Origin of the sequence: Helicobacter mastomyrinus (assembly GCF_039555295.1) — a bacterium.
Lineage (GTDB): Bacteria > Campylobacterota > Campylobacteria > Campylobacterales > Helicobacteraceae > Helicobacter_C > Helicobacter_C mastomyrinus.
In genome coordinates this window covers 942054-955614 of sequence record NZ_CP145316.1, presented here as the reverse complement: position 1 = coordinate 955614, position 13561 = coordinate 942054, and the positions used below count along the sequence as shown (strand labels likewise).

Below are 13561 nucleotides of genomic sequence, written 5' to 3'. Positions count from 1 at the left end.
GCATGCAGACAAACACGCTCGAGTATGATTACTCAATTGCTAAGTTATTTGTTTTTTCTGCAATGGCATTTGGTTTCGTGGGATTACTCATTGGTGTAATCATCGCATTTCAAATGGCATTTCCAGACTTAAACTATCTAGCTTCGGAATATGGGACTTTTGGAAGACTTCGACCTCTTCATACTAACGGAATCATCTATGGTTTCACGCTTAGTGGGATTTGGGCTTCGTGGTATTATTTAGGACAAAGAGTGCTTAAAATTACCTACAAAGAACATACTTTCTTACGTGGGGTAGGTTTAGCGCATTTTTGGATTTACATTGTGTTAATGGTACTTGCGGTAATTTCGCTTTTTGCCGGTTTAACACAATCAAAAGAATATTCCGAGCTGATTTGGCCATTGGATATTATCGTGGTTGTTGTATGGGTTTTATGGGGTGTGAGCCTATTTGGTAGTATGGGTGTAAGACGTGAGCAGACTATCTATATCTCATTATGGTATTTCATCGCTACATTTGTTGGTATTTCTGCGCTTTATATCTTTAATAACCTTTCGGTTCCAACTTATTTTGTCGCAGGTGTAGGAAGCATTTTGCATTCAATTTCATTCTATGCTGGCACAAATGATGCAATGGTGCAATGGTGGTGGGGGCATAATGCCGTTGCATTCGTTTTTACTTCAGGTATTATTGGGTTAATCTATTACTTCCTTCCTAAAGAATCTGGACAACCTATTTTTTCATATAAACTTACACTATTCTCATTCTGGGGGCTTATGTTTATTTATATTTGGGCAGGTGGTCATCACTTGATCTACTCAACTACACCTGATTGGATTCAGACATTGGGTTCAGTATTCTCTGTCATTTTGATTTTACCCTCTTGGGGTACAGCTATTAATATGCTTCTCACTATGCGCGGACAATGGCATCAAATCAAAGAATCTCCTATGATTAAGTTTATGATTCTAGCTTCAACTTGGTATATGCTCACTACACTTGAAGGACCCATTCAATCTATTCGTTCAGTCAATGGATTGGCACACTTTACAGATTGGATCATTGGGCACGTACATGATGCAGCTCTTGGTTGGGTAGGATTTATGGTGATTGCTGCGTGCTTCCATATGGTACCTCGTATATTCAAACGTGAGCTTTACTCTAAAAAACTTATGGATGTTCAATTTTGGATTATGACAACAGGGATTATCCTCTACTTCTCAAGTATGTGGATTGCAGGTATTACACAGGGTATGATGTGGAGAGATGTTGATTCAAATGGAAGTCTTGTATATAGCTTTATCCATACTGTTACCGCACTTTTCCCATATTATCTTATTCGTGCGATTGGTGGTTTGATGTATTTAATAGGGTTTATTATATTCCTTTACAATATCCTTATGACAATTTCATCAGGCAGGGTGCTTGAAAAAGAACCACAAAATGCTACACCGATGGCAGCCTAAAGGAGGAATGAGCAATGTTTAGTTTTTTAGAAAAAAATCCATTCTTTTTTACGGTTGCATTCTTGTTGGTGTTTTCTATCGCAGGACTTGTAGAAGTAATTCCGGGCTTTGCCAAAAAAGCTCAACCTATTGAGGGCCTAAAGCCCTATTCTCTACTTGAGACAGCAGGACGTCAGGTCTATATTGCCGAGGGTTGCTATAACTGCCATTCACAGCTTATCCGCCCATTTAAGGCAGAAACTGATAGATATGGTTCATATAGCTTAAGTGGTGAATATGCCTATGATAGACCATTCCTATGGGGTTCAAAACGCACAGGACCAGACTTGCATAGGGTAGGTGATAGCCGCAATGCAGTAGATTGGCACGATGGGCATATGAGAGATCCAGAATCTCGTGTTCCGGGTTCAATTATGCCAGCTTATGAGCATCTCTATACAAAAAATGCTGATTTTGAAACAGCATTTGCTGAAGCCTATACGCAAAAAGTGGTATTTGGTGTACCTTATGATACAGAAGGTGGTGTGCAAATAGGCGCAGAAACTTATCAAAAAGGTAATCCTGCTACACTTAAAGAAGCTCAGGAGATATTTATGAAAGAAGCAGAAACTATCGTTAATGAAATGATAAGCCAAGATGTGAAAGATGCCTTTGCAAGAGGCGAAGTAAAGCAAATTGTAGCACTTATTGCCTATATGAATAGTCTTGGGCAATCTCGCCGCACAGTGACACAAGTATCACAGGCAGCACAATGACAGCAATAGCAGAGTTCTTGGTGCAGTTTATCATCGCCCATCAAAAAGAGATTTATCTCATTGTTACACTTTTGCTTGTAGCATTTTTGTATGGATATGTTTCTCATCTTTATTCTTCACAAGCTAAAGGTGTGAAAGATTATGAAAAGTATGCAAATCTTGCATTAAATGATAATCTTGATGATGAACCCATTGAGCCACGAAAACAAAATCCATTAAAGGGGAATTAGATGAATTGGTCAGATAATATAACAACACTAGGGTTACTAGGTGCTTTTGTTATCTTAATACTCACTATCTTTGTGATGGGCGTGTATCTTAAAAAAATTAGAGATGGCAAGGCTGAAGGAGAAGTTGTAGGTGAGAGTTGGGATGGCATTGGAGAACAAACAAACAACCTCCCTGTAGGTTGGGCTGCGTGCTTTTTGGGCGTGCTTATTTGGGGATTTTGGTATATCTTTTTAGGTTATCCCCTCAATGCCTACTCACAAATTGGCGAATATAATCAAGAAGTCCAAAACTATAAAGATAAATATGAGGCGACTTGGAAAAAACTCAATGGTGAGGAATTAAGCAATATGGGACAAAGCATATTCCTTGTGCAATGTTCTCAATGTCACGGCATTACCGCAGAAGGTATGAATGGCAAAGCATCAGATCTTACTAAATGGGGTAAAGAAGATGGAATTATTGATGTTATTAAAAATGGAAGCAAAGGCTTAGGGTATATCGCTGGTGAAATGACACCTCTTGAAATGAGTGATAGTGAGGCTAAAGCCATTGCGGCTTATGTAATGCAGGATATTTCAAATGTAAAAAACACAAAATACCCACTTGAAGTAAATAAAGGTAAAGAGCTTTTTGCTATGCATTGTGCTGCTTGTCATGGTGATGAGGGTAGAGGCAATGGCAGTGGGGTTGATGGATTTGCACCAGATTTAAGCAAATATGGCACGACAGATTATCTAACAGAAGTGCTCTCCAAGGGTAAAAAAGGTATGATTGGTATTATGCCTTCATTTGAGTATGCAAATTTTCATCCTAATCAAAAAGAAGCGTTGAATGCGTTTATCCGCTCTTTAGAATCTCAAGCAGAATAAGGAGGCTTGTATGAATGGTTTGTTTGGACTTAATGGTTTAACAGGATTTTTCATCGCGGTAGTGCTTTTGCTAAGTGTTGTTGCGGGGCTAGGCACTTGTGCTATCCTCACGCAAAAATCGGTAGCAACTGATTATTACAAAATTATTGATGCAACAGAAATTAAGCAAAAAAACACTGATAATGCAAAATACCGCACAGATGTACAATAAGGAGGCAGTATGAAACTCACATTGATTGAAAAATTACTTGGAGGATTAATTGTCCTCACTATTGTTATGACAATTATCATTCCTTTTATCCCTAACTTCTTCTTACATTTGGTTTAAAATGCTTTTATCGTTAAGGAGGCTAGCATTTGCTAGCCTCTGTCTGTCCCTTTCTTATGCAAATGACGCTAAAACATCTTATGTTATTGATAATCCCCATTGGCTACTTATCCCTAAAAGCGTAGAATTTGTAGAAATCCTTTCAAATGAGCTTTTCTCAAAAACGGGTTATTCTCTCTATGTTGCCGTTATTGATAAAATCCCAGAATCTACACAAGAGGATAATACAGACAAAAACCAACACACAGCAAAAGAGTGGCAAAAGATTCAGCGCGATACCTATAAGCAATCCCTCACACAGAATCTCAAAGCCCCTTATAGCATCATTTTTTTTATGAAAAATGATGAAAAAATGGGGATTATCAGTTCACAGCCCAATACCTACTTTGATGAAGAAAAAGTATATTTTGAATATATGGTGCCACTTTTGCCTAAGCAAAAAGACGAAGCCCTCACGCCCCAACTCATTTCAGCCGTTGTGCTTAATGGTTATGCGTCTGCAGCGGATATGATAGCTTCACATTTTGACGTGGGACTTGAAAATAATATGCCCATTGATGAGAGCGGCGGGCGGGAATTTGTGCGATTCAGTATGTATGCTATGTTGTTTATTATGTTTGGTCTTATTGGCATTATCTATCTCACGCGTAAAAAATAATCAAGGAGTAACAAATGAAAAATAAAAATTACTGGCCCCACGCTATCATAGGTATTTTACTTTTTGGCGTGTTTATAGTGAGTGTTTCTATTGCTATCGCACTTAAAAATCCTATACAAGATGAAGATACTTTCCTAAGCTCAAAACGCGATGTCGATGAACGTATCAATGAGATTATTAAAGAGCAAAATCGCTTCCTTAGCGCATACAAGCCGCATTTCTTTTTTAATAGCCCAAATGAGCAAATCACACTTGCAAACTTTAGCTTTCCTTATATGACAAAGCCATCGCGCCCTAATGATAAAAAAGCCCAAGATTCTAAAACATATCTCCCACATCAAGGGGAATTTTATGTAGAGCTAATCCCGCTTGATAATACACAAGAAAATATCGCTTCTATACGCCTTTTATTAGATTCTTTCCATCAGGCAAATATGCTTAAAGAAATCAGCACCCTCTCACCCAACCCACAAAACCCCTTGCACTACACTTCAGCCCCTTTGCATCTCTCTGCTGGGCGGTGGAAATTCATCGTTGAAATCACCTATGATGTGGATAAAAAGGCATTTTTTGAGCAAGAAATTTTTGTAAAAGAGAGCTAATGAAGCACAATACATCGCGCCCTGCCTTTATGCTGCTTGATGCGGTTATGGGCATTTGTATCACCGCCATTGCCTTTACCCTTGCCTTTGGCTTCCTCTATACGCTCTCCCCAAGTGTGAGAATCTCTACCTATGAAGTGTATAAGGCGCTTTTTTTTACTCCACATAGCGCACAAACCACCATCACCACGCATTCACAACCTACACTCACTTATGATATTTTAGAGCAGAGCTACACTAGCCCAAATACATTTGAAACATTGCGCTTTTATAGCCCTACTGACATTCGCTAATGTCTTTCTCCTCACACTCCACACACAGCGCCTTTTCACTCTTTGAAGCCTTGCTTAGCATTGTTATTCTAGGCGTTATTGGCATTATCTGCAGCTCTATGTTGCTTAGTATCAGTAAGAATCTCGCCTACACAAGAGCCTTAAGCGACACAAGTCCACGTCTTGCCCTGCTAAAGATTGAGAATCTCCTCCAATATGCCATTATTGATTCTATCACCGCAGATAATGGCGCACCCCCGCACTCCCCCACCTCCACGCTTCTTTTTGCTACTTTCTCACAGCCTCTCCTCTTTGGCGGCGGTGTGAAAAATACCACCCAATCCCTAGATGGAGACACACTCCTGCCTAATGCCTCCCTTCTTATAGAATCTCATTATGATGATACATTTACTTTCACGCAACTCAAAGGTTGGCAGAGCGGACAGGAAGTCTATCTCATCACCCAGCCTAAAGAGCCTTTTAAGATATACCATATCGCGCAAGTCTATACTAATGCCCTCCGCCTTGATGATAAGCCTACACACCCCCCACGTCTAATCCTCCCCATACGTTCCCATCGCCTTGCACTACACGATAATACCTTAATGCTTAATAGTGCTCCGCTCATCTTTGATGTTCTCTCTTTTACTGCCACCTCCATTAATCTCCCTCAAGGCACTTTCCTAGAGCTTCATCTTTGTATCAAAGCCCCTGTAAAAGCTCATTGTGAGAGTGGGGGCGTATGGCTTGATGATATGATCGAGGTGCTGCCTTGAATCTTGCTAGCCTACCACCCACTCCATACGAGGACAAATTCCAACAAAGCTCAAAACGTGGAGGATTCTATATCATATATGCTATTTTGCTTATCGTCTCCATAGGACTTGCTTCCACCTTTTATCTCCATCAGTCTTATCATCGCTCATATACACATAGCACACTCCACGCCAAAACCCAGCTACAACTCTATGCCTGTAGCCTTAAAGATATGGTGATTTTATGCCTCAAAAAGCACGATATGCCTACTTGCCAGATTCAGGAATTTACCTTTCCGCAGGGCTATCATTTCCGTGCAAATCTCACACATCTTGATATGCAAACGATTTTACTCGACATACACGGCTCTATCTTACACCCCTCAACCACCAATATCCTCCGCATAAGCAAACGTTACATCGTGCTTATGCCTTGATTGTTCTAGCTTCCTTACAGATGGAATTATAGCGTAATGGATAGTTCCCCTCCATTGGCTGGAGGGTGAGAGATATATCTTTGAGCGGGAGGGGGGATAGCCACCTTTTACATCTATTGAAGCAGTAAGACACATTTTGCCAATACTCCTCTTTTATCGGCATATATACCTCTAATCTCGTGGGCTACTTACCTCATCAACTAAATAGAGCAGATTCTGCCATATAATATTTGTCTTATCATTTAGCCCAATCTCGCAAGTGCTAGAACTCGCAAAACCCCTTTGAAGTTGCCTTGTTTGTGAATCTACCCTTGTGTAATACTCCTGTTGCGTTTTTGCATAAAATGCCTTAAATTCCCGCAACGCACTCTCATTTAGCTCCGGACAAGTAAAGCCCTTATTCCCTGCAAAGCCACAGCACTGCGTCTTATTATGTCCTATCACCTTGCCTTTCACACACGCCTTTGCGATACTTTCTAAGCTTTTATCCCACTTGCCCTTTTTGGTCGCACACATCGCATACAGGGCTATATCCTCATCAATTGGCGTGATATTAAGCCGCTCTAAAAGCACAGAATCTACAAATTGAGGCATATCATAAATATGCAGTTTGTCTTCTCCCTCTCTTCTAGATTCTATCATTTTTACCTGCTGCATAAGCTCATAGCTGCACGCACTATGGTCGCACACCATACTTACATTCCCGCCAAGCTTTGCTATGCTTGTTTTAAGTGCATTATATGCCTCCTGTGCCTTTTCTAGTGCGATATGCGGATAGTCCTTATATGTCTTGCCACAGCAGAGGTTTCCTAAATTATGCGGGTAAATCACTGCAATATCTGCCTTTTTACAAATAGATTCGAAGACTTCTTGCAAGCTCCGCTTATCCCTCGCCCTCTTTGATGGTGCAAACGCACGATTAATACAAGTGCTAAAATACAGCACTTTCATACGTGTATCATTTGTAGAATCTTGAGAATTTGCCTCTAATGACAAAGGTTTATACACAAAGTCATTTGCCTGTGGAAAGCTACGAGGCATATAGGGCGTTTTCAATACCTTATGCGCCTTTTTGCTTACCTCACTTACTATATTCGCACCAAAGGCAGAAAATAGCATATTGCTACATTTCACACCTCCTTTTACCGCACTTACCACGTTCGCAAAATGCCTACTTGTCTGTTGTGCTACAAATGTGCTAAATGTGCCTACCATTTGAGGCTTTAGGTTTAAAGCCACCTTTGCAGTATCAATCTCTAGGGGGCAGAGCATCGCACACATCGAGCAAGTAGCACAAGTTTCAATGCCAAAATACGCATAGCCCTCCTTTAGCTCCCTAAGCGCATTTACCTCCTCCGCACTCTTAGATTCTATACTTTCTAATCGTTTGATTTCTTTCCGCAATGCAATACGTTGTCTTGGCGTGAGTGTAAGCTCCTTGCTCGGGCATATTTTCTCACAGAATCCACATTCCATACATTGATTGATAAAGTCCTCTACCTCCGTGCTACCTTTGAGATTCTTCAAATGGATTGTAGAATCTTTAGAGATAATCACATCAGGATTGATAAGGCTTTTTTCATCAAAAATCGCCTTTATGCGCTCATTTATGCGATATGCCTTTGTTCCCCATTCTTTTTCTACAAATGGCGCGACCATTCGCCCCGTGCCGTGTTCTGCCTTTGTGCTGCCTTTAAGAGCGATGACAGAATCTACCATAGCATCCATAAACGCCCCAAATCGCTCACTCTCCTTTTGCTCCCCTAAATGCGGCGTGATGATGAAATGCACATTGCCAGAGAGCGCGTGTCCAAAGATAATGCCCTCATATTTATATTGTTTAAAAAGCCGCGTAATCTCTTCAATGCCTTTTGCAAAAGATTCAATAGGAAAGCAAATATCCTCAGTAATCACAATACTACCACTTGGTCGTAAGCTTGCCGATAAAGGCAGGAGGGCTTTACGTATTTTCCACCACGAAGCCATTTCTACCTCATCTGTGCTAAAGTGTGTCCCAAAAAGGCTAGGAGCGGGTGCTAAAAGTGTGCTTATAGCCTCTACTTTAGATTCTAAGCCTTTTTGCGTAGTATCCTCTAGCTGCACGAGCAGGGTGCATTGCCCTTCTTTGGCGCTCCTTAGCTCTTTTGGCGCGCCCTCTAAATCTTTTGCAGATTTTAAACACGCATAGTCCATTATCTCTGCCGCACTCACCTTATCATCATTACGTGCGAGAATCTGCACCGCCTTTGCCGCACTATTAAGATTCTCATAAAAGAGCAAGGCACAAGCTTTAAAGGCACTATCAGGCACACATTCATACTCCACCCTTGAGATAAAGCCCAAAGTCCCCTCTGCACCGATAAAAATATGATTAAGAATATCCTTTATCTCTGCAAAATCGAGCAAAGCGTTAATGCTATAACCTGTCGTGTTTTTAATCGCAAATTTGCGTTTAATAAGAGCAGAGAGGGCGCTATCTTGCAAAATCTCATTTCTTAGGGCTAGAAGTCCCTCTGTTATGGCTTTACCCCTTTTTGTGCGTAAGAAAGATTCTAAACTTTCTTTTTCCTCTGCCCTGTGGCTTGTATCAAGCACGAAGCCATTATTGAGAACTACCCGCACAGATTTAATCGTGTTATAGCTATTTTGTTTTACCCCACAGCACATACCGCTTGAATTATTAGAGAAAATCCCGCCAATCATTGCATTATTAATCGTAGCTGGATCGGGTCCTATCTTTTTCCCATAGGGCTTAAGGGCGTCATTTGCCTCACTCCCTATCACGCCGCAATCACAAAAAATACTTTGCGCCTCTTTGCTTATAGATATGTTTTGCCATCTCGCATTTGCTAAGACAAGCACACTATCGCTACAAGCCTGTCCGCTAAGGCTTGTCCCCGCTGCTCGAAAGGTAAGCGCGATATTGTATTTATCGCTTAAATTAAAAAGCCTTTGGATTTCACTCTCATTAAATGCCCTTACCACAGCCTTTGGCACATAGGCATAGCAAGAGGCATCAACGCCATAGGCAAACCGCCGCAAATAATCTGTGTAGATTCTATCTTTGAAAACATCTTGTGCTTCTGTGATGAATCCTCTAAAATCCCTGAATACCTCTGCCTTTGCTTGTGTCTCTGTTTCTGCTTTTGTTTTTGCCTCTGTGGGAGTGGGATTATCTATACTCACCATCTCTTCCTCCTTGTTGTTATCATTGTCATCTAAGGGGCATTATAGCAAAAGCGGCATTAAGCAAAAAGAGGTTAGAATATTTTCATAAGGAACATAAATGAAAAAGACAAAAATGGATTTATTTTTAGAGCTTGCCAAACCAGATAGTATGGGGTTTTCACGATGGGTAAATATTACAGAGTTTATTAAGATAATATAAAAATGGGGGCTTGAAATGACTTATGATGAGGCGATAGAAAAAGTAATGCTAGAAAATGGGGGGGATTTGCCTCGTTGAAATGCTTATATGAATATATTTGGCACTATAAGGACAAAAATGAGATAAGCGGAAAAACGCCTAATAACACCATTCAAGAACGTTGTCAAAGAAATCCAAAGTTTATAAGAATTGCCTATGGCATATATGCGCTTAGAAGCTTTATTAATGATATAGAAAATAAGAATGCAGATATACAAATTATTCTAGATTCTAAGCAGATAAAAACAAGGAATCTTACAGAAAGTCAAAGCCTACAAAATATAAGAATTGGGCAACAAGATTTTAGAAAAGCATTAATACAGACATTAAAAGAATGCCCTATTACACATATACAAGATTTAAAACTTCTTATTGCATCACATATTAAGCCTTGGGTGTTTTGCAGTCATCAAGAAAGGCTTGATGTGTGTAATGGATTGTTGCTATCACCATTGTTTGATAAACTTTTTGATAAAAGTGTAGGCCTTATCACTTTTACGCAAGATAGAGAGATTTTATTTTCAAAGAAAATGGATAGAAGCACTAGAGCATATCTTAATAAATTAAATCTTTTTAATGGAAAAAATATTGAAAATTTGCCAACCAATGGCAGAGAAGCATTTTTAAAATACCATTATCAACATATTTATCAAAAATAAATCTTTAGAAACTGCTGATAGCGTGGCGAATACCGCTTCTGTTTATGGAGCGTTTTTAAAGCATCTTAAAAAAGTGCCACAAGGCAAATGTTTATAACCCCTGCTTATTTTGAATGTAATGAAAATCAACATTTAGTATTTAATGAGGACGCTAATATGCTTATTAAGAGCATTAGTGGTGATATTCTTTACTTAGACCCTCCTTATAATGCTAGAGAGTATGGGGCAAACTATCATCTTTTAAACACCATTGCCCTCTATGATGACTTTATCCCGCAGGGCAAAACAGGCTTAAGAACATATCAAAATCACATTGGTGTAAGAAAGCAAAAGTAGCAAATGAGTTAGAATCGCTTATCAAAAACGCACATTTTGAATGGATTTTTTTAAGCTACAATGATGAGGGATTATTAAGCTTAGAACAGATTAAACAAATCTTTGAAAAATATGGTAAATATGCGCTTAAAAGCCAAAAACACCAGCGTTTTTTAAGGCTGATTCTAAACGTGTGTGCAAACAAGATTCTACAATAGAGTATTTGCATATTTTACATAAATAGCTTGTTTGTAGCATATAATAGTGGCAATTCCCACATAATAAAAGCCTAGTTTAAGCCATAAAAAGAGCATTATTTCCTAAATATTAGGATTCTCAAGATTTAATTAATAAAGCAAAGTTTTATATTAAGGATTACAATGCATTTAACACCCAAAGAAACAGATAAACTTATGCTCCACTATGCTGGAGAGCTTGCAAAAAAACGGAAAGAAAGAGGTATTAAGCTTAATTATGTCGAAGCTTTAGCGCTGCTTAGTATGGAGATTATGGAACTCGCACGAGAAGGAAATAAAAGTGTGGCTGAGCTTATGAGCTATGGTAGAGAAATACTAAAGACTGAAGATGTGCTTGATGGCGTAGCCTATATGCTCCACGAAGTGCAAGTAGAAGCTACCTTCCCCGATGGCACTAAGCTTGTAACAATCCACAATCCTATACAAGACAATGGAAAGCTAAAACCCGGAGAGTATATCTTAAAAGATGAAGATATACTCCTCAATGTCAATAAAGAATGTATATCTCTCAAAGTAAGCAACCAAGGGGATAGACCTATACAAGTAGGCTCACATTTCCATTTTTTTGAAGTAAATAGATATTTAAAATTTGATAGACAAAAAGCCTTTGGGAGACGTCTTAATATAGCTTCGGGAACTTCTGTGCGATTTGAACCCGGAGAGGTTAAAAATGTGGAGCTTATAGAGTTTGGAGGCAAGAAAAAGATAATAGGATTTAACGACCTAACAAATGGGGTTATTAACCAAGAAAATGAGCAAAAAGCTATAAAAATCGCACAAAAGCAAAACTTCGCAGAATAAGTAAAAAGGAAAGATATGAAAAAAATTTCAAGAAAAGAATATGCTTCGATGTATGGTCCTACAACCGGGGATAGAATAAGGTTAGCAGATACACATTTGCTTGCAGAAATTGAGAAAGATTATACCCTCTATGGAGAGGAGATTAAATTTGGCGGGGGCAAGACAATACGTGATGGTATGGCACAATGTGCGAGTGATTATCCAAATATGCTTGATTTAGTGATTACAAATGTAGTTGTTATTGACTATACAGGTATTTATAAAGCTGATATTGGTATAAGAGAAGGCAAAATCGTAGGTATTGGCAAAGCCGGGAATCCAGATACGCAAGATGGTGTAGGGGAAAATATGATTGTTGGGACTAATATTGAAGTTGTGGCAGGAGAAGGGCTTATACTCACTGCTGGAGGCGTTGATACGCATATTCACTTTATCTCTCCTACACAGATTCCAACTGCCCTTTATAGCGGGGTTACTACAATGATAGGAGGAGGGGTAGGACCAGCTGCTGGGACAAATGCTACAACCTGCACAAATGGAGAGGTGAATATAAAAAGTATGCTTAAAGCCGCTGAATCCTATACAATGAATCTTGGCTTTTTGGGTAAAGGAAATAGCTCAAGTGAAAGTGCCCTAAGCAAACAAATACAAGCTGGTGCCATAGGCTTAAAAATACACGAGGATTGGGGTTCCACTCCTGCTGCAATCAATCACGCCTTAAATGTAGCAGAACGTTACGATGTGCAAGTAGCCATACATACAGATACGCTTAATGAAAGCGGCTTTGTTGAAGATACACTTAAAGCCATAGCTGGTAGAACGATTCATACTTTCCACACAGAAGGAGCAGGAGGCGGACACGCTCCAGATATTATTAAGGCCGCAGGAGAGGCAAATGTCCTCCCTGCCTCCACAAACCCAACGCTTCCATTTACTAAAAATACACTTGATGAACATTTAGATATGCTTATGGTATGCCATCATTTAGATAAAAATATCAAAGAAGATGTAGCCTTTGCAGATAGTAGGATTAGACCTGAAAGTATTGCCGCAGAAGATGTGCTACACGATATGGGGGTGTTTTCTATCACAAGTTCGGATTCCCAAGCAATGGGACGGGTAGGAGAGGTTATCATAAGGACATGGCAAGTCGCAGATAAATGCAAAAATGAATTTGGAAGCCTTAAGGAAGAGCAAGGCGAAAATGATAATTTTAGAATCAAAAGATACATTGCAAAATACACCATAAACCCAGCTATTGCATCAGGCATTGCTGATTATGTAGGCTCTGTTGAGGTGGGTAAATTTGCTGATTTGGTGCTTTATAAACCTGCATTTTTTGGTGTAAAGCCTGAAATGATTATCAAAAATGGAATGATTGTAGCGGCAAAAATTGGCGATGCAAATGCTTCTATCCCCACTCCTCAGCCTGTAGTGTATGCAAAGATGTTTGGGGCAGAAGGAAAGGCAAAATATGATACAAGCATCACCTTTGTTTCACAAGCTGCTTATGACTTAAAGATTCAAGAAACATTAGGCTTGCAAAAAAGAATTCTGCCTGTCAAAAACTGCCGTAAAATCGGTAAAAAAGATATGAAGCATAATGATATTATCACGCATATAGAAGTCAATCCTCAAACCTATGAAGTAAAAATCAATAATCAAACAATCACCTCAAAAAGTGTAGATAAAGTCCCTCTAGGACAACTTTATAGCTTATTTTAGGAGA

Annotated in this window: 15 protein-coding genes and 1 pseudogene; 15 read left to right on the top strand and 1 reads right to left on the bottom strand. The window is 39.4% G+C overall.

Translation table 11 applies throughout. From position 1 onward, the window contains the following. Positions 1-2 precede the first annotated feature (2 nt). The 10 genes from ccoN (at position 3) to V3I05_RS04750 (ending at position 6373) form a co-directional block, all read left to right on the top strand. Positions 3-1466 (top strand): cytochrome-c oxidase, cbb3-type subunit I, encoded by a 1464-nt coding sequence (ccoN, locus tag V3I05_RS04795; protein WP_300446454.1) that lies wholly within the window; start codon positions 3-5, stop codon positions 1464-1466. 14 nt (positions 1467-1480) lie between these two features. Further along, entirely contained in the window at positions 1481-2221 is a 741-nt protein-coding gene (gene ccoO, locus V3I05_RS04790) for a cytochrome-c oxidase, cbb3-type subunit II (RefSeq protein WP_343354206.1), read from the top strand. Then, positions 2218-2451, top strand: a complete 234-nt coding sequence (locus V3I05_RS04785) for a cytochrome c oxidase, cbb3-type, CcoQ subunit (RefSeq protein WP_343354205.1) — start codon at positions 2218-2220, stop codon at positions 2449-2451. Before ccoO ends, V3I05_RS04785 begins: the two co-directional genes overlap by 4 nt. Continuing rightward, on the top strand, positions 2452-3321 hold the full coding sequence (locus V3I05_RS04780) for a c-type cytochrome (RefSeq protein WP_300446450.1): 870 nt from the start codon (positions 2452-2454) through the stop codon (positions 3319-3321). It begins immediately after the preceding gene. A 10-nt stretch (positions 3322-3331) separates the two neighbouring features. Continuing rightward, a complete protein-coding gene (locus V3I05_RS04775) occupies positions 3332-3532 on the top strand; it encodes a DUF4006 family protein (RefSeq protein ID WP_295698115.1) in 201 nt (66 codons plus the stop codon). Between the two features lie 118 nt (positions 3533-3650). Next, positions 3651-4307, top strand: coding sequence for a hypothetical protein (locus V3I05_RS04770; RefSeq protein WP_343354204.1), 657 nt, complete (start codon positions 3651-3653; stop codon positions 4305-4307). A gap of 14 nt (positions 4308-4321) precedes the next feature. Next, positions 4322-4909, top strand: a complete 588-nt coding sequence (locus V3I05_RS04765) for a hypothetical protein (RefSeq protein ID WP_343354203.1) — start codon at positions 4322-4324, stop codon at positions 4907-4909. After that, complete coding sequence (locus V3I05_RS04760) at positions 4909-5202, top strand: hypothetical protein (protein ID WP_300446444.1); 294 nt, start codon at positions 4909-4911, stop codon at positions 5200-5202. Before V3I05_RS04765 ends, V3I05_RS04760 begins: the two co-directional genes overlap by 1 nt. After that, the gene (locus V3I05_RS04755) at positions 5202-5957 is read left to right on the top strand and encodes a hypothetical protein (RefSeq protein WP_300446442.1); all 756 of its coding nucleotides are present in this window, start codon (positions 5202-5204) and stop codon (positions 5955-5957) included. Before V3I05_RS04760 ends, V3I05_RS04755 begins: the two co-directional genes overlap by 1 nt. Then, a complete protein-coding gene (locus tag V3I05_RS04750; protein WP_300450083.1) occupies positions 5954-6373 on the top strand; it encodes a hypothetical protein in 420 nt (139 codons plus the stop codon). The genes V3I05_RS04755 and V3I05_RS04750 overlap by 4 nt, the downstream gene beginning before the upstream one ends. Before the next feature lie 171 nt (positions 6374-6544). On the opposite strand, the gene V3I05_RS04745 is transcribed toward V3I05_RS04750, so the two are convergent. Beyond that, a complete protein-coding gene (locus V3I05_RS04745; RefSeq protein WP_343354202.1) occupies positions 6545-9562 on the bottom strand; it encodes an FAD-binding and (Fe-S)-binding domain-containing protein in 3018 nt (1005 codons plus the stop codon). A gap of 97 nt (positions 9563-9659) precedes the next feature. Here V3I05_RS04745 and V3I05_RS10650 point away from each other — a divergent pair, with 97 nt between their 5' ends. The 5 genes and pseudogenes from V3I05_RS10650 (at position 9660) to ureB (ending at position 13557) form a co-directional block, all read left to right on the top strand. Then, a complete protein-coding gene (locus V3I05_RS10650) occupies positions 9660-9761 on the top strand; it encodes a hypothetical protein (protein WP_295698098.1) in 102 nt (33 codons plus the stop codon). Between the two features lie 74 nt (positions 9762-9835). Next, complete coding sequence (locus V3I05_RS04740) at positions 9836-10459, top strand: HNH endonuclease signature motif containing protein (RefSeq protein WP_343354201.1); 624 nt, start codon at positions 9836-9838, stop codon at positions 10457-10459. Positions 10460-10463: 4 nt separating this feature from the next. Next, positions 10464-11018, top strand: a pseudogene (locus V3I05_RS04735) (DNA adenine methylase); the annotation flags it as partial. A gap of 136 nt (positions 11019-11154) precedes the next feature. Then, a complete protein-coding gene (gene ureA / locus V3I05_RS04730; RefSeq protein ID WP_300446433.1) occupies positions 11155-11832 on the top strand; it encodes an urease subunit alpha in 678 nt (225 codons plus the stop codon). Positions 11833-11847: 15 nt separating this feature from the next. Next, positions 11848-13557, top strand: coding sequence for an urease subunit beta (ureB, locus tag V3I05_RS04725; RefSeq protein WP_300450088.1), 1710 nt, complete (start codon positions 11848-11850; stop codon positions 13555-13557). Positions 13558-13561: the final 4 nt, after the last annotated feature.